Genomic DNA, 17008 nt, shown 5'->3' with positions numbered 1-17008 from the left:
TTATCCTGCATTATTCGGAACAATTACTTCACGAGTGCCATTATGCCCCGGCGCTGATACGATACCGGACATTTCCATCTGCTCGACTAAGCGTGCCGCACGGTTGTAACCAACACGCAATTTACGCTGAACACTCGATACAGACGCGCGACGACTTTCAATTACAAATGCAACCGCTTCATCGTAAAGCGGATCGCTTTCTTCGTCGCTTTCAGCAGTCTCACCTGGTAGTAAGACATCTTCAACGGCTTCTCCGTTCAATATCTCGTCGACATAATTTGGTTTACCGCGCGCTTTCCAATCATTTACCACCGCGTGAACTTCGTGGTCATCAACAAATGCGCCATGCACACGAATTGGTACACTAGTACCTGGCGGCAAGTAAAGCATGTCACCCATGCCTAATAAATGCTCTGCGCCTTGCTGATCTAAAATCGTACGCGAATCAATTTTACTTGATACTTGGAACGCCATACGCGTTGGAATATTCGCTTTTATAAGACCGGTGATCACGTCAACCGATGGGCGCTGTGTTGCAAGTACTAAATGAATACCCGCGGCACGTGCTTTTTGAGCAATACGTGCAATTAGCTCTTCAACTTTCTTACCAACAATCATCATCATGTCGGCAAATTCATCAATAACCACAACGATGGCTGGTAGCTTGCCTAAGTCAGGCGCTTCAGTTTCCATACCATCTGTATCTTTCCAAAGCGGGTCTTTAATTGGGTCACCTGCTTCAATGGCATCTAACACTTTTTGGTTGTAGCCCTTTAAGTTACGTACACCCAATGCAGACATGAGTTTGTATCGGCGTTCCATTTCACCAACACACCAACGCAGCGCATTAGCCGCTTCTTTCATATCTGTTACAACTTCACACAACAGGTGTGGAATGCCTTCGTAAACCGATAATTCAAGCATTTTCGGGTCAATCATGATCATGCGAACATCATCAGGAGTCGATTTAAACAGTAACGATAAAATCATCACGTTTACACCAACTGATTTACCAGAGCCTGTGGTACCGGCAACTAGAAGGTGTGGCATTTTTGCAAGATCAGCAACTACAGGCACACCTGCGATATCTTTACCTAACACCATTGCTAAGTCAGACGGGTTATTAGCAAATTTTTTCGCACCAATAACTTCTGAGAGGCGTACAATTTCGCGGTGCTGATTTGGCAGTTCTAAGCCAACATAGGTTTTACCCGGAATCACTTCCACAACACGCACACTTACTGCTGAAAGTGAACGCGCTAAATCTTTCGCTAGACCGCTAATTTTCGCGACCTTAATACCCGGAGCTAAATCCAGTTCAAAACGCGTAACGACAGGACCAGGGTAAACCCCAACGACCTGCGCTTGCACCCCAAAATCTAATAACTTGGTTTCAACTAGACGTGAGACAGCATCCAGCTCTTCTTGCGTAATTGGATTTTCTTTTTTATCTGGCCTATCGAGCAAATCTAACGTCGGCATTGGCGTTGCTGGTGGTGTCGCCTCAAGTAAATCTTCAAACTGCTCTTTGGCTGTTTTTGGTTTAACGTAAGTAGACTTGCGCGCTGGCTCTGTTGGGGTTTCATTATCGCTTGGCTGCGCAACGGGTGCCAACGTAGGCTCTGCATCTGATTGTGGTTCTAGCGTGCTTAAAAAATCTTCCGATACGGCCTTTGGCGCATTCGTTTGTTTATCGTCATCAAACGGAATATCGTCAAGCGCTGAGAAACTTAAATCATCACTAATGATCTCGTCGAACTCTTGTAATGCCGGGTGCATTTCGCTTTTATTATTCGGCTCAGGCTGTTTTGCTGTTTCAACCTCTGTATTTGCAATGTCATCACCAAAAGTTGGCTCGATTGTGGTTTCAGGCTGAACATCGATTGTCGGTTCCTGTGGCTCAGCGCTTACTTCTTGCTCTGGTAATTCGTCGACATGATAGGTTACTTGTTTTGGTGCTTGAGAAACCGATTCATTAGTTACGGTTTTAATCGGTGCGTTATTCGCCTCTTTTCGTTCTGCTAATAGTTCTGGTAACGCTTTTAACCATAGAAAAGCATACATTGCAAAACGGCCAATTTGGTCGACAAACTGTACCCAAGAGACCCCTGTTAGCAGGGTTAAGCTTGAAAAGAAAAAACACAGTAAAATGATACTTGTGCCAGTAAAGTTAAAGGTCGGTAACATGGCGTTTGCAAACACATCGCCAATTACTCCACCTGAAGAAAACTCATAGAAGTCATCGAAATTAATGCTGCTAATTGCCGTTGATGACACGACAAACAGCACCAAACCAACAACGCGTAATGACAAAGTGAGGTAATCTAGCTTAAATACTTGGTGTGTTTTTTTGAACAGTAAATAACCGATGACTTGAATAATAACAGGGACAAGTAACGCCAACCAACCAAAACTAAAGTACAGTAGATCGGCAGTCCACGCCCCTGCTGTACCTGTCATGTTTTTTACTTTGATATAGTCACCCGTTTGAGACCAAGACGGATCGATTGGGTCAAATGTTAATAAAGCAACTAACACAAACGCTGCGAATGCAGTCGTTAAAATAAGGCCTGCTTCTAATAATCTTTGAACACCATTAAGGCGCATTACAACTCCCCTTTTTATTATTCTTTACTTCCGACTACATCAGCGCAAATAACACTTTCTAAGATACAAATAGTGTGTAGTGTGCTTATTCTATTACTATGGTGCTACTTTTAGAAGCGAAACATCATCACTTTTCACTTCTTCCATGACAACATAAGTACGACTTTCTGAAACTGCCGGTAAACGTAGCAATATATCACCTAATAAGTCACGATATGCAGACATATCTGCTACACGGGTTTTTAATAGAAAGTCAAAATTACCAGAAACAAGGTGACATTCTAAAATCTCATCATGGTTTTTTACTGCGCTACTGAATTCTTCAAATACATCGGGTGAGGTTTTGGTTAGAGTAATTTCAACGTAAACTAATAACGCAGCACCTACTTTTTTTGGGTCGACAATGGCTTTATAGCCTTTTATATACCCTTCCCTCTCGAGTTTTTTTACTCGCTCCAAACAAGGCGTTGCACTTAAACCTATGCGGCGCGCAAGTTCCACATTCGAAATTCTGCCATCTTTTTGTAATTCGACTATTATCTTTTTATCAATGCGATCTAACACTAGCTAACCAAATTAGAATATTAATCTTTGTTCTTTGATTATATGGTTTTATTAACCAACTTTTCAATTAAATAAAGTTACATCGACTAATAAAAGCTAGATAAAATAGTATTATCTATTACCACAGTTCAAAGTAAGGTGAAGTTATGATTATCGGTGTACCTAAAGAGATTAAAAACCACGAATATCGTGTAGGTATGGTTCCGGCAAGTGTTCGTGAGTTAATCAACCACGGTCACAGTGTGTTTGTAGAAACGAATGCAGGTATTGGCATTGGTTTTACAAACGAAGATTATGAAGCCGCAGGTGCTGAAATTCTAAATACTGCTGAAGAAGTTTTCGCTAAAGCAGACATGATTGTTAAAGTGAAAGAGCCTCAAGCAGTTGAGCGTGCAATGCTACGCGAAGACCAAATTCTATTCACTTACTTACACTTAGCACCAGATCTTCCACAAACTGAAGACCTAGTTAAGTCTAAGTCTATCTGTATCGCTTACGAAACAGTAACAGACGCACGCGGTGGTTTACCACTTCTTGCGCCTATGTCAGAAGTAGCGGGCCGTATGTCAATTCAAGCAGGCGCACAAGCACTTGAAAAATCAAATGCAGGTCGCGGCATGCTGCTTGGTGGTGTACCAGGTGTTGAGCCAGCAAAAGTTGTTGTTATTGGTGCGGGTATGGTTGGTAACAACGCAGCGCAAATGGCAGTTGGCATGGGCGCTGATGTAGTTGTTCTTGATCGTAACGTTGATGTTTTACGTCGTATCGATGCACAGTTCGGTAACCGCGTTAAAGCTGTTTATTCAACTTCTGATGCATTAGAAAAGCACGTACTAGACGCTGATCTTGTAATTGGTGGTGTACTTATTCCAGGTGCTGCAGCTCCTAAACTAGTAACAGCAGACCACATCAAACGTATGAAGCCTGGTGCTGCTATTGTTGACGTTGCAATCGACCAAGGTGGTTGTATTGAAACTTCTAAAGCAACAACGCACGCAGATCCAACTTATATCGTTGATGACGTTGTTCACTACTGTGTTGCAAACATGCCAGGTGCCGTTCCTCGTACGTCAACATTTGCACTTAACAATGCAACATTACCTTACATTATCAAGCTAGCTAACAAAGGCTACAAAGCTGCGTTACTTGAAGACTCACACTTCATGAATGGCTTAAATGTATTCAAAGGCAAAGTAACATGTAAAGAAGTTGCTGAAGGCTTCAACATGGAATACGTAGCGCCAGCAGATGCTTTAAATAGCTAATCATTCTGCAAAGCACAAAAAAAGCAGCGAAAGCTGCTTTTTTATGTGTGTTTTTTATATTAAACATTACTTAAATAAAGCGCTTAATAATAAAATCCACTTTAACACGCTTTGCTTGCCCTAAAAGTTTAGCAACCGGTTCTGGGTAATCATGCATTGTTTGCAGCTCTTTGTAGCCGTTTAACTTAGTACAATGCGTTAATATTTGTTGCTTCTCTTGCTCAAGTACATCAGTTAATAAACCTTGGCTGTCATCAAATAAAATACCGTTTTCGATATCTAAACCCCACGCTCGAGGGTTTAAGTTGTGTCCTGTCATCATTTGATAACGGTTATCGACACTAATGCCCTTTAAGTGAAAAGAGTTGCTGTCGTGACGCCATAGATGCACATTTAAAAGGCCATCTTGCACAAATTTATCATTAAGTTTTAAAAACTTAGCCAATATGGTTTCGTACAAATATGGCAACGCACCAATTTTACTAAACGGCTTATCCGGCGAAATATAAAAGTCGTTCGCGGTTTTATCACCCACAACAATGGTCACTTTAAGGCCTTGTTTTAATTTCTTTCTAAGTACACGCAAGAGTGGCGCCGGAAAATTAAAGTAAGGGGTATAAAGAACCAGCTCTTTTTCACCGAGTTCAAACAGATTTTTAATCGCTCGGTTAAGCATATTGCCGCGACGACCAAAACCTAAGAATAAAAAGCTATCAATTGGGCCTTCATCAGTTGACGTAACATACGGATACTTGGCACGTTTTAGCGACTTCATCAGAGCTTTATGGTCAGATTTGCACTCTGCTAACTTTTTAATCGGACGTACATCAAGACGAATTACCGCACTTGACGCAATCAGGTAATCATCAACAAACTGTGTGAATGAATCTGCCAACGCTTGATTCGCAATAGTGAAATAACGATCAAGGCGATAGCGCTCTTCATATTGTAAATAAACATTATTTAAGCTCGCACCGCTGTAAAGCACGGTATCGTCAATCACCATGCCCTTTAGGTGCAATACACCAAATACTTCTTTGCCTTTTACCGGAACGCCGAAAACTCGCACACGATTTTTATAGGCTTGTTGTAGTTTTAAGTAAAGTGCGGCATTACCTTCACTTTGAGCTTCACCAATTAAGCCACGCTGGGCACGGTGATAATCAACCAAAATGTCGACGCGTAGTTCAGGGTTCGCATTTGACGCTTGATGAAGTGCCTCTAAAATTTCACGGCCTGCTTCATCATCCTGTAAATAGAGCGCGGTAATAACAATGCGCTGTTTAGCATTTTTAATTAACGATAATAATTTTGCTCGATAAGACGACGCATCAAGCAATATTGATATTTGCTCGCTATCAAGTTTAAAGCTTGGCTCTTTTTGCCAAAAATCCAAACGCACGCTGTTATCCTATAGCATCAGTTTTGTATAAAAGCGTCAACATAACAAATTATTAGATTAAACGCACAATTTTTGAGAGAAAGATTTGCTAAGTGGCTAAATTTACGACGGGTGTTACGTTAAATTGACGCTTACGCTAAGTTAGTAATATCAAATTCCGTAAAATAATTTACATCTGCCTTGTTTTTAATAGAATCAACCGCATTAATTAGCAAAAGCAGTATTAATTAGGAAATGCGATGAGCGCAAGCAAACACAGTAAATTACTTATTTTAGGCTCAGGCCCTGCAGGTTACACAGCTGCAGTTTACGCCGCACGAGCAAACTTAAACCCTGTATTAATCACAGGTATGCAACAAGGTGGTCAGCTAACAACGACAACTGAAGTTGAAAACTGGCCTGGTGATGCGCACGGTTTAACCGGCCCTGCTCTTATGGAACGTATGAAAGAGCACGCTGAACGTTTTGAGACTGAGATCATTTTTGATCATATTCACACTGTTGATGTAAATAACCGTCCATTCACCCTAACAGGCGATTCAGGCACGTATACATGTGATGCACTTATTATTGCAACAGGTGCGTCTGCTCGTTACTTAGGCTTAGAGTCAGAAGAAGCATTCAAAGGCCGTGGTGTTTCAGCATGTGCTACTTGTGACGGTTTCTTCTACCGCGATCAAAAAGTAGCGGTTGTAGGTGGTGGTAACACAGCTGTTGAAGAAGCACTTTACCTATCTAACATCGCGTCTGAAGTACATTTAGTGCACCGTCGTGATACTTTCCGCAGTGAAAAGATCTTAACCGACCGTTTAATGGATAAAGTTGAGAACGGTAACATTACCCTGCACCTAAACCAAACGCTTGATGAAGTACTTGGTGACGATATGGGTGTAACAGGTCTTCGTACTAAATCAACGACAGACGAAAGCACTAACGAGCTTGACGTTGCAGGTGTATTTATTGCTATCGGTCACTCGCCAAACACGGGGATGTTTGAAGGCCAGCTTGAAATGAAAGACGGCTACCTAGTTGTTGAGTCGGGCTTAAACGGCAATGCAACTCAAACCAGTGTTAAAGGTGTATTTGCAGCAGGTGACGTAAGCGACCACATTTATCGCCAAGCAATTACCTCAGCGGGTACTGGTTGTATGGCTGCACTTGATGCTGAGCGCTACCTAGACAATCTCAAGTAAAATTCGCTAAACTGAAGGCTGCCACTAACGCAGCCTTTTTTATGACAGCACAACTTACACTACTCGATTCATTATCAACTCAATTTCCTCCCGCAGATCGTGCTTTATCCGAGCCTGATGGTTTGCTTGCAATTGGTGGCGACTTATCAATGCCACGATTAATAACCGCCTATCAAAATGGTATTTTCCCTTGGTTTAATCAAGGTGAACCAATTATGTGGTGGTGCCCAAGTATCAGAGCGGTATTAAATATCGGTGACATCAACATCAGCCGCAGTTTGCGTAAACTAGCTCGCCAAGGTAAATACAGCATTACCGTTAATAATGATTTTAGCGGTGTTATAAATAATTGTATTAAGCAGCGAGAACAACTTGAAGGTACGTGGATAACCGATGATATGAAGGCAGCCTATATAGCACTTCATAATCAAGGGTATGCGCATAGTATCGAAGTATATAATCAAGACAATATAATGGTTGGCGGACTATATGGCATTATGGTTAACCAGGTGTTTTGTGGTGAATCTATGTTCCACTTTGAAAGTAACTGTTCAAAACTCGCATTTTGGGCGCTACATAATCACTTACGAAACCATAATATTACCTTGATTGATTGCCAGATTGAGAACCCACATTTATCGTCATTAGGTGCTACTTGCATTACACGCGAAGAATTTTTAGCTAAACTTACTGTAAAAGATGAACAACCAACTCATCCCACTATGTGGAAAAAGGCACAATTGACGGATATTTATGACTGAGCATATGCCGGTAAAATTGGGGATAAGCCAACAATTCCCATGCAGTTATATCGATAAAGAGCAAGAGCGCTTACTGGTGGTGCTAGACCACGATTTTTATACCCAGCAGCGTTTTGAACACCTTCTTGCGCTTGGCTTTCGTCGTTCTAGCGACCAAATTTATCGTCCACATTGTGCTAATTGTACCGCCTGTGAAGCTATCCGCCTTGATGTGTCACAGTTTTCGCCAAGTAAATCACAAAAGCGCATCATTAATAAAAGTAAGCAGTTCGAACTTAAAGTAAGTAGTGTCAGCAAAGATATTTATTACACACTGTACGAAAAATACATCACACTAAGACACCAAGATGGCGCTATGTTTCCACCGTCTGTTGAACAATATGAAAGCTTTTTGACCTGTAGTTGGCTACCAATTAACTATCTTGAACTTTGGCACGACAACACCTTAATTGCAGTTGCGGTAACAGACACATTGAGTAATGCACTTTCAGCTATTTACACTTTCTTCGATCCTGATTTCGAAGATTACAGCCTTGGCACCATGATGATTTTGAAACAAATCGAATTTGCTAATAGTATCAACAAGCAATATTTGTATTTAGGTTACCAAATCGATGAATGTCGTAAAATGAACTACAAAACTAAATTCAAACCTTACCAAAAGCTCAATAATAATATTTGGCATCTGGAATTATAAAAAGATGACTGTAAATGCCAATCATAGCTTTACATATGCATAGGTTTTCGGCAAAATCTGCAGCTTTAAAGAATACAACTGAGGTTATACGCTCAATATGGCGAAAGAAGACGTAATTGAAATGCAAGGCACTGTCCTTGACACACTCCCTAACACTATGTTCCGCGTTGAATTAGAAAACGGTCACGTGGTTGTTGCACACATTTCTGGTAAAATGCGCAAAAACTATATTCGTATTTTAACAGGCGACAAGGTTACGGTTGAGTTAACGCCATATGACCTTTCGAAAGGTCGCATTGTATTCCGTGCTCGCTAATTTATAAGTAGTATCGAATATAAAAAAAGCCCGCTAAATGCGGGCTTTTTTATTGATGTTGTTTATGCTTCAACGCTTTCGTTTTCATAACTAAATGTAAGCTGCTTATCTTTAATGCTTACTTTTACGTTACCACCATCACTGAGTTCACCAAATAGAATTTCATTGGCTAATGGCTTTTTCAGCTTTTCTTGAATTAAGCGAGCCATTGGACGAGCGCCCATCGCTTTATCATAACCTTCTTTTGCAAGCCATTTACGTGCAGGCTCGGTTACTTCCAGTGACACTGATTTAGCATCCAGTTGTGATTCCAGCTCAACAATGAACTTATCAACCACTTGCAAAATCACTTTTTCATCTAAGTGATTAAACCAAATCGTGTTATCTAAGCGGTTTCTAAATTCAGGTGTAAACGTTTTATTAATCTCACTCATCGCATCGTGGCTGTGATCTTGTTGCTTAAAGCCAATTGATTTACGAATTGTTTCTTGCACACCCGCATTAGTCGTCATCACGAGTACAACGTTTCTGAAATCTGCCTTGCGGCCGTTGTTATCCGTGAGCGTGCCGTGATCCATTACTTGCAATAATACATTGTAAATATCAGGATGCGCTTTTTCGATTTCATCGAGTAATACCACACAATGAGGCTGCTTAATCACTGCATCGGTTAATAAGCCGCCTTGTTCATAACCCACATAACCAGGAGGAGCACCAATTAAGCGACTAACTGCATGTTTTTCCATGTATTCAGACATATCGAAACGCACAAGCTCAACACCTAAGCATTTTGCAAGTTGCTTAGTGATTTCGGTTTTACCGACACCCGTTGGCCCTGCAAATAAGAACGAACCAATTGGTTTATCTTCGCTAGACAGACCTGAACGCGACAATCGTATTGCTGCGCTTAATGCATCAATGGCATCATCTTGACCGAATACCACCATTTTCAGATTACGATCAAGTAATTGCAGTACTTGTTTATCAGAATTTGATACATTTTGCTCGGGAATACGCGCGATTTTGGCAATAATGTGCTCAATATCCGATACTGTTACTGTTTTCTTACGACGCGATGCGGGTAATAAACGCTGACTTGCACCCGCTTCATCAATCACGTCTATCGCTTTGTCCGGTAAGTGGCGCTCATTGATATACTTAGCCGATAGCTCGGCAGCAGCTTTTAGTGCTGTTTGCGTATAGCGAATGCCATGGTGCTCTTCATAACGTTCTTTTAAGCCCATTAAAATCTTAGTAGTGTCGGCAACTGACGGCTCAACAATATCGATTTTTTGAAAACGACGTACCAAAGCGCGGTCTTTTTCAAAAATATTTTTAAATTCGTTGTATGTGGTTGACCCCATACAACGAAGCTTACCGCTTGATAGCAACGGTTTGATTAGGTTTGATGCATCCATCACCCCACCGGAAGCGGCACCCGCACCGATAATTGTATGGATTTCATCGATAAACAAAATTGCGTTTTTGTGTTGCTGAAGCTGTTTTAGCAACGCCTTAAAACGTTTTTCAAAATCGCCGCGGTATTTTGTACCAGCAAGCAACGCGCCCATATCGAGTGAAAATACTGTCGCATCTGAAATAACTTCTGGCACTTGCTCGTTAACGATACGATAAGCAAGACCTTCTGCGATAGCGGTTTTACCAACGCCCGCTTCACCCACAAGTAATGGATTGTTCTTCTTACGACGGCATAACACCTGAATCGTGCGTTCAATTTCACTGTCGCGCCCGATCAGAGGATCGATTAAGCCAAGCTCTGCTTGCGTATTAAGGTTTGTGGTAAAGTTTTCTAGCTTAGATTTTTCATCTGCGCCCTGCTCGGCACTATTCTCAATCTCTTGCTCTTCTTCACTTGGATGATGACTTTCTTCCTCGTCTAAACGCGAAATACCGTGTGAAATGTAATTAACGATATCCAGGCGAGTAATGTCGCATTTTTTAAGTAAGTAAACAGCTTGGCTTTCTTGTTCGCTAAAAATTGCAACAAGTACATTAGCACCGTTTACTTCACTTTTACCCGACGACTGCACATGGAATACAGCGCGTTGCAATACGCGTTGAAAACCAAGCGTTGGCTGTGTTTCGCGTTCTTCTTCTAAGTCGGGGATTAATGGTGTGGTTTCATCGATAAAATCTGACAACGCGATTTTAAGTGATTGTAAATCGGTGCCACAGCTCGACAACGCATCAATTGCCGATGGGTTATCTAATAGCGCTAACAGTAAGTGCTCCACAGTCATAAATTCATGCCTGCGACTACGCGCTTCTCTGAATGCGGAGTTTAAGGTAATTTCTAAGTCTTTATTAAGCATAATAAACTCCTCTAAATACTTCTTTATTCGGGCTCAAAACTACATAACAGTGGATGTTCATTATCACGCGCGTATTGATTCACTTGCGCTACCTTGGTTTCAGCGACTTCCGCACTGTAAACGCCACAGACAGCTTTGCCGTCATAATGGACCTTTAACATAATTTCAGTCGCCCTGTCTGAATCCATATTAAAAAATCGCGCTAAAACCTCAACAACAAAGTCCATTGGCGTGTAATCGTCATTATTTAAAATGACTTTATACTTGCGCGGCGGCTTAATACTTTGTCGCTGCTTTTCCTTTTGGCTATCTACTAAATCTGAAAATTGTGTCCCACTCATAATTTAATATAGTCATCTCTTGTAAACTCAAGCAACTTTGAGTCTTAAAAATTAAAAAATTATTTAAATTGTTAAAAACAATTAAAAAAAACTTGACTGTTTGGTCAATTAAACTACAGTCAATATGTGATTATTTACTAAGCAATTTACGAACAAAAGCTTGTGTAATCCGCAGCACTGGTTCGTTTTAAGCTTGTTAAGTAATTTACCATGTAGAATAACATGATTTTAGTCAACTTATAGAAGGATGTTGAGGTATGGCTTGCGGAAAAGTCAAATGGTTCAATAACGCAAAAGGGTTTGGGTTCATCGTAGAAGAAGGCAGCACGGAGGATATCTTTGCGCATTTTTCAACCATTCAAATGGATGGATACAAAACACTTAAAGCCGGCCAAGATGTAACATTTGAGTTGCAACAAGGTCCGAAAGGCCTACACGCGACCAATATTGCGCCAACTGAAGGCGAAGTCTAAGTAGTACTGCTTACGACACATTATAATAAAGAAGCGGATCGCCCGCTTTTTTTATGCCTAAAATTTACCTGCCCATGTCAATTGAACATTTTGTGATTGCTAATTCTTTTTATTTAAACTAGCCCTGCTATACTATCGGCCAATTGTCAGCACTATAAATAACGCTAGACTAAGTCAATTACATTCAGTTTTTGTGATTTTGCAAAATCACACCCCTTTCAATGTAAGTATTGAACGCCATAGTAATGGCATTTAAAAGTTAGGAATAATAATGACTAGTAAATCTAAGATAATTTATACAAAAACGGATGAAGCACCGGCACTTGCCACGTACTCGTTTTTACCAATCGTTAAAGCCTTCAGCGCTGTATCTGACGTAAACGTTGAAACACGTGACATCTCTCTTGCAGGTCGCGTAATCGCAAACTTCCCAGAGTACTTAACCGAAGAGCAACGTATCGGTGATGCACTAGCTGAATTAGGTGAACTAGCAAAAACACCTGACGCAAACATCATTAAACTACCAAACATCAGTGCATCTATTCCTCAGTTACAAGCAGTAATCAAAGAATTGCAAGCTCAAGGTTACGCACTTCCTGAATACCCAGAAGAACCTAAAAACGAAGAAGAAGCGAAAGTTAAAGCAACTTACGACAAAATTAAAGGCAGTGCTGTAAACCCAGTACTACGTGAAGGTAACTCTGACCGTCGCGCACCTGGTTCTGTTAAAAACTATGCGAAAAATAACCCGCACTCAATGGGCGCATGGGCAAGCGATTCTAAATCACACGTTGCATCAATGAACGAAGGCGACTTTTTTGCATCTGAGCAATCAGTAACGCTTGATTCAGCTGATGATGTACGTATTGAATTCGTAAACGATAATGGCGATGTTGAAGTATTAAAAGCGTCTGTGCCATTACTTGCAGGCGAAATCATCGACAGCTCTGTAATGAATGTTGCAGCGTTAAATACATACTTAGAGCGTGAAATCAACGCAGCAAAAGACGAAGACGTATTACTTTCATTACATATGAAAGCAACGATGATGAAAGTATCTGACCCAATCATCTTCGGTCACGCTGTAAAAGTATTCTACAAAGATGTATTTGCAAAACACGCTGCAACGTTTGAAAAATTAGGTGTTGATGCAAACAATGGTATTGGTGATGTTTACGCTAAAATCGCACAGTTAGATGACGCAACACGCGCTGAAATCGAAGCTGATTTACACGCTGTTTATGCAAACCGCCCTGCACTTGCAATGGTTGATTCTGACCGTGGCATTACAAACCTACATGTACCAAGCGACATCATCATTGATGCGTCAATGCCAGCATGTATTCGTTCATCAGGCCAAATGTGGGGCCCTGATGGCAAACTAAAAGACACCAAAGCACTTATTCCAGACCGTTGTTATGCAAGTGTTTACCAAGCAACGATTGATTTCTGTAAAGAAAATGGCGCATTTGATCCAACAACTATGGGTAGCGTACCGAACGTTGGCCTTATGGCTCAAAAAGCAGAAGAATACGGTTCACACGACAAGACATTTGAAATTAAAGCAAAAGGTCAGGTAAGCGTAGTTAACCAAGCAGGTGTTGCTGTAATGTCTCACGACGTTGACGCAGGCGACATCTTCCGTATGTGTCAAGTTAAAGACCTACCAATCCAAGATTGGGTTAAGCTTGCAGTGAATCGTGCGCGTGCAACTGGCACGCCAGCGGTATTCTGGTTAGACGAAAACCGTGCTCACGATGCGCAGTTAATTAAGAAAGTTAACCAATACCTTCAAGACCACGATACTAACGGCCTTGATATTCGTATTCTTGCACCATTTGAAGCAACGCAATTCTCGTTAGCACGCATCAAAGAAGGTCAAGACACTATTTCAGTAACCGGTAACGTACTACGTGACTACCTAACTGATTTATTCCCAATTCTTGAGCTTGGTACAAGTGCTAAAATGCTATCAATCGTTCCATTAATGAACGGTGGTGGTTTATTTGAAACAGGCGCAGGTGGTTCAGCACCTAAGCACGTTCAGCAGTTCGAAAAAGAAAACCACTTGCGTTGGGATTCACTTGGTGAATTCTTAGCGTTAGCGGCTTCTTACGAGCACCTTGCAGTAAACGCAGGTAACACTAAGGCACAAGTATTAGCAGATACGCTTGACGCGGCAACAGCTAAATTCTTACTTGAGAACAAATCACCTTCTCGTAAGGTAAACGAATTAGATAACCGTGGTAGCCACTTCTATCTAACGATGTTCTGGGCACAAGAACTTGCTGCACAAGACAAAGACGCTGAACTTAAAGCGAAGTTTGCGCCAATTGCAGAGCAATTAACAGCAAATGAAGCGGTTATCGTTAAAGAGCTTAACGATGCACAAGGCGTTGCAGTTGATATTAAAGGCTACTTCCAGCCTAGCGAAGAGCTTGCGTACAAAGCAATGCGTCCAAGCGAAACATTCAATAACATTATTACGCAAATCGCATAATCGTACTGTTTGAATGAGAAAAAGGGCAACATGTTGTTGCCCTTTTTTATTTGCTACAATACTTACCTTGCTTGTAATTAATCAAAGTCATGACCCGATTATCTAAACCTAAATCTGCACACATTACTAAAAAGCCAACACGACAAAATAAAGAGCGTGTCGCCACAACTAAAAAACACATCAAAACTCGCGATGTAAAACCTCACCAAGGACCAACTCACATTGTGCTATTTAACAAGCCATTTGATGTACTGAGCCAATTTACCGACGAAGGTAATCGCAAAACACTGGCTGATTTTATCGACATTAAAGATGTGTATGCAGCAGGTCGTCTCGATAGAGACAGTGAGGGATTATTGCTGCTTACCAACAATGGTAAACTGCAACATAAAATCGCGTCACCTAAACATAAATCACCGAAAACCTACTGGGTGCAAGTAGAAGGTGATGTAACACAAGATGCGATAAACGCCCTATCGCAAGGCGTTGTGCTGAAAGATGGTAAAACCCTACCGGCAAACGTTAAGCGCATAAATGAGCCCAACGTTTGGTCACGTAATCCGCCTATTCGTGAACGCAAAGCAATTCCTACTACCTGGCTATCAATCACCATCACCGAAGGTAAAAACCGCCAAGTAAGACGCATGACAGCACATGTTGGTTTTCCTACGTTACGCTTAATTCGTTACGCCATTGGTAAATACACGTTAGACGGTATTGAAAATGGCGAATATAGACTTATAACAGAGAATAAATAACCAGCTTACTCGCGCATTTTAGAACATGTTTTATTAAAACAGCTATGATATAATTCGCGCCTCAAATTTTCGGAGTAATTCAATACCATGAGTGATAACAGTAACATCAAAGTCATCGTTGGCATGTCTGGCGGTGTAGACTCTTCCGTTTCAGCTTATTTACTTAAGCAACAAGGCTATCAGGTAGAAGGCTTGTTTATGAAAAACTGGGAAGAAGATGATACTGATGAATACTGTGCAGCTGCAGAAGATTTAAAAGATGCACAAGCTGTATGCGAAAAACTGGGTATTGAGTTACACACGGTAAACTTTGCCGCAGAATATTGGGATAACGTATTTGAGTATTTTCTTGCTGAATACAAAGCAGGCCGCACGCCTAACCCCGATATTATGTGTAACAAAGAAATTAAATTTAAAGCGTTTCTTGAATTTGCTGCTGAAGCGCTCGGTGCAGACTATATTGCTACCGGTCACTATGTTCGCCGCGCTGAAAAAGACGGTAAAGCGACCCTAGTACGTGGCCTTGATGACAATAAAGATCAAAGCTATTTCCTATACACGCTAGGGCACGAGCATGTTGCGCAAACCTTATTCCCAGTAGGCGAAATTGAAAAGCCAGAAGTACGCCGTATCGCGGAAGAGCAAGGCTTAATTACTCACGACAAAAAAGACAGCACAGGCATTTGCTTTATTGGTGAGCGAAAATTTAAAGACTTTCTACAAAAATTCTTACCAGCTCAACCTGGTAAAATTGAAGATTGCGAAGGCAACGATGTTGGCGAGCATGAAGGCTTAATGTATCACACCTTAGGTCAACGCAAAGGTCTACTCATTGGTGGTATGAAGGAAGGTTCGGGTGAGCCTTGGTATGTTGTAGATAAAGATATTGCGCGTAACGTACTTGTTGTTGGTCAAGGTAAAGATCACCCTCGCCTATACTCAAATGGCCTAATGGCAAATCAGCTTCACTGGGTTGACCGCGTAGGCCCTCAATCAACATTACGTTGTACAGTAAAAACCCGTTACCGCCAAACCGATATTCCATGCACATTACTTGTCGGTGAAGACGGCGTCGCACGCGTATTATTTGATGAACCGCAAAAAGCCGTTACCCCTGGTCAGTCTGCGGTATTTTACCTAAATGAAACCTGTTTAGGTGGCGGTATTATTGACTCGGTGATCCGCTAATGGATAAAAATCAGGTTATGGCGCTTGCCGCCATATGCCAAATTACCAAAGCGGTACAAAAAGTTGCGCAAACCGGTTCAATTACCGATTATGAAATGCAGCAACTACTTTCGGGTATTTTAGTAACTAATCCAGATGCACCGTCAGATGTATTTCGTGATATGGATTTACGCCAAGGCTATCAATTAGTTGTTGAACAACTCGAATCTGGCCAAAATAAAAGCATTGAACTTGTAAAGTACGTTGGTGGTTTAATTCAATTAGAACGTGCTTTAAACGCAAACCCCAAAGCATTAAAAGAACTTGGCTCGCGCATTAATTCAATCGACGCACGATTGGCACATTTATCAATTTCAGATGACGCCATTATTGCGAGCCTTGCGGATATTTATGCCGACGTAATTAGTCCGCTTGGACAACGTATTCAAGTATTTGGTAAACCAGCATTGTTACAACAAAAATCGGTGCAGCATCGTATTCGCGCCCTGTTGTTAGCTGGTATACGCGCCGCAGTATTATGGCGCCAAGTGGGTGGTAAACGCCGCCACTTTTTCTTTGGCAAAGGTAAAATTGTCAAAATTGCAAAACAGTATTGTTAATCTCTAGTACA

General features: G+C 41.3%; 15 protein-coding genes. 10 read left to right on the top strand and 5 right to left on the bottom strand.

All coding sequences use genetic code 11. The features are described 5' to 3' along the window. The gene (locus AN214_RS11900; protein ID WP_054979928.1) at positions 1–2607 is read right to left on the bottom strand and encodes a DNA translocase FtsK; all 2607 of its coding nucleotides are present in this window, start codon (positions 2605–2607) and stop codon (positions 1–3) included. Between the two features lie 96 nt (positions 2608–2703). Next, positions 2704–3171 carry a leucine-responsive transcriptional regulator Lrp gene (gene lrp / locus AN214_RS11895; RefSeq protein WP_054979927.1) on the bottom strand — a complete coding sequence of 156 codons (468 nt, stop codon included), beginning with the start codon at positions 3169–3171 and terminating at the stop codon, positions 2704–2706. A gap of 146 nt (positions 3172–3317) precedes the next feature. Here lrp and ald point away from each other — a divergent pair, with 146 nt between their 5' ends. Continuing rightward, positions 3318–4436, top strand: coding sequence for an alanine dehydrogenase (gene ald, locus AN214_RS11890; protein ID WP_054979926.1), 1119 nt, complete (start codon positions 3318–3320; stop codon positions 4434–4436). Between the two features lie 70 nt (positions 4437–4506). On the opposite strand, the gene pssA is transcribed toward ald, so the two are convergent. Beyond that, a complete protein-coding gene (pssA, locus tag AN214_RS11885) occupies positions 4507–5832 on the bottom strand; it encodes a CDP-diacylglycerol--serine O-phosphatidyltransferase (RefSeq protein WP_054979978.1) in 1326 nt (441 codons plus the stop codon). A gap of 245 nt (positions 5833–6077) precedes the next feature. Here pssA and trxB point away from each other — a divergent pair, with 245 nt between their 5' ends. The 4 genes from trxB (at position 6078) to infA (ending at position 8805) form a co-directional block, all read left to right on the top strand. After that, positions 6078–7031: a thioredoxin-disulfide reductase gene (trxB, locus tag AN214_RS11880; protein WP_054979925.1), complete on the top strand. Its 954-nt coding sequence runs from the start codon at positions 6078–6080 to the stop codon at positions 7029–7031. 41 nt (positions 7032–7072) lie between these two features. After that, on the top strand, positions 7073–7792 hold the full coding sequence (gene aat, locus AN214_RS11875; RefSeq protein ID WP_054979924.1) for a leucyl/phenylalanyl-tRNA--protein transferase: 720 nt from the start codon (positions 7073–7075) through the stop codon (positions 7790–7792). Next, positions 7785–8489 carry an arginyltransferase gene (locus tag AN214_RS11870; RefSeq protein ID WP_054979923.1) on the top strand — a complete coding sequence of 235 codons (705 nt, stop codon included), beginning with the start codon at positions 7785–7787 and terminating at the stop codon, positions 8487–8489. Before aat ends, AN214_RS11870 begins: the two co-directional genes overlap by 8 nt. 97 nt (positions 8490–8586) lie before the next feature. Beyond that, positions 8587–8805, top strand: coding sequence for a translation initiation factor IF-1 (infA, locus tag AN214_RS11865; RefSeq protein ID WP_010560183.1), 219 nt, complete (start codon positions 8587–8589; stop codon positions 8803–8805). A gap of 62 nt (positions 8806–8867) precedes the next feature. Here infA and clpA read toward each other — a convergent pair whose 3' ends face one another. Then, positions 8868–11138, bottom strand: coding sequence for an ATP-dependent Clp protease ATP-binding subunit ClpA (gene clpA, locus AN214_RS11860; protein WP_054979922.1), 2271 nt, complete (start codon positions 11136–11138; stop codon positions 8868–8870). 23 nt (positions 11139–11161) lie between these two features. Further along, positions 11162–11479 carry an ATP-dependent Clp protease adapter ClpS gene (clpS, locus tag AN214_RS11855; RefSeq protein ID WP_010560185.1) on the bottom strand — a complete coding sequence of 106 codons (318 nt, stop codon included), beginning with the start codon at positions 11477–11479 and terminating at the stop codon, positions 11162–11164. Positions 11480–11736: 257 nt separating this feature from the next. On the opposite strand from clpS, the gene cspD reads away from it, so the two are divergent. The 5 genes from cspD (at position 11737) to hflD (ending at position 16997) form a co-directional block, all read left to right on the top strand. Further along, positions 11737–11952 (top strand): cold shock domain-containing protein CspD, encoded by a 216-nt coding sequence (cspD, locus tag AN214_RS11850; protein WP_010560186.1) that lies wholly within the window; start codon positions 11737–11739, stop codon positions 11950–11952. Positions 11953–12223: 271 nt separating this feature from the next. Then, positions 12224–14452 (top strand): NADP-dependent isocitrate dehydrogenase, encoded by a 2229-nt coding sequence (locus tag AN214_RS11845; protein ID WP_054979921.1) that lies wholly within the window; start codon positions 12224–12226, stop codon positions 14450–14452. Positions 14453–14541: 89 nt separating this feature from the next. Further along, positions 14542–15210 (top strand): rRNA large subunit pseudouridine synthase E, encoded by a 669-nt coding sequence (locus AN214_RS11840; RefSeq protein ID WP_054979920.1) that lies wholly within the window; start codon positions 14542–14544, stop codon positions 15208–15210. A gap of 87 nt (positions 15211–15297) precedes the next feature. Beyond that, the gene (mnmA, locus tag AN214_RS11835; RefSeq protein WP_054979919.1) at positions 15298–16398 is read left to right on the top strand and encodes a tRNA 2-thiouridine(34) synthase MnmA; all 1101 of its coding nucleotides are present in this window, start codon (positions 15298–15300) and stop codon (positions 16396–16398) included. Continuing rightward, positions 16398–16997: a high frequency lysogenization protein HflD gene (gene hflD, locus AN214_RS11830; RefSeq protein ID WP_054979918.1), complete on the top strand. Its 600-nt coding sequence runs from the start codon at positions 16398–16400 to the stop codon at positions 16995–16997. Before mnmA ends, hflD begins: the two co-directional genes overlap by 1 nt. The last annotated feature ends 11 nt before the right edge of the window (positions 16998–17008 follow it).

The sequence above is a fragment of the Pseudoalteromonas sp. P1-9 genome (assembly GCF_001399975.1).
GTDB lineage: Bacteria > Pseudomonadota > Gammaproteobacteria > Enterobacterales > Alteromonadaceae > Pseudoalteromonas.
Note: the sequence above shows the minus strand (reverse complement) of the source record. Positions and strands in the feature narration are given on the sequence as shown.

Bases quoted from the DNA above. Each gene is read 5' to 3' on its own strand.
- AN214_RS11900 (WP_054979928.1), bottom strand. From the start codon at position 2,607: ATGCGCCTTAATGGTGTTCAAAGATTATTAGAAGCAGGCCTTATTTTA.
- ald (WP_054979926.1), top strand. From the start codon at position 3,318: ATGATTATCGGTGTACCTAAAGAGATTAAAAACCACGAATATCGTGTA.
- trxB (WP_054979925.1), top strand. From the start codon at position 6,078: ATGAGCGCAAGCAAACACAGTAAATTACTTATTTTAGGCTCAGGCCCT.
- aat (WP_054979924.1), top strand. From the start codon at position 7,073: ATGACAGCACAACTTACACTACTCGATTCATTATCAACTCAATTTCCT.
- AN214_RS11870 (WP_054979923.1), top strand. From the start codon at position 7,785: ATGACTGAGCATATGCCGGTAAAATTGGGGATAAGCCAACAATTCCCA.
- infA (WP_010560183.1), top strand. From the start codon at position 8,587: ATGGCGAAAGAAGACGTAATTGAAATGCAAGGCACTGTCCTTGACACA.
- clpA (WP_054979922.1), bottom strand. From the start codon at position 11,138: ATGCTTAATAAAGACTTAGAAATTACCTTAAACTCCGCATTCAGAGAA.
- clpS (WP_010560185.1), bottom strand. From the start codon at position 11,479: ATGAGTGGGACACAATTTTCAGATTTAGTAGATAGCCAAAAGGAAAAG.
- cspD (WP_010560186.1), top strand. From the start codon at position 11,737: ATGGCTTGCGGAAAAGTCAAATGGTTCAATAACGCAAAAGGGTTTGGG.
- AN214_RS11845 (WP_054979921.1), top strand. From the start codon at position 12,224: ATGACTAGTAAATCTAAGATAATTTATACAAAAACGGATGAAGCACCG.
- AN214_RS11840 (WP_054979920.1), top strand. From the start codon at position 14,542: ATGACCCGATTATCTAAACCTAAATCTGCACACATTACTAAAAAGCCA.
- mnmA (WP_054979919.1), top strand. From the start codon at position 15,298: ATGAGTGATAACAGTAACATCAAAGTCATCGTTGGCATGTCTGGCGGT.
- hflD (WP_054979918.1), top strand. From the start codon at position 16,398: ATGGATAAAAATCAGGTTATGGCGCTTGCCGCCATATGCCAAATTACC.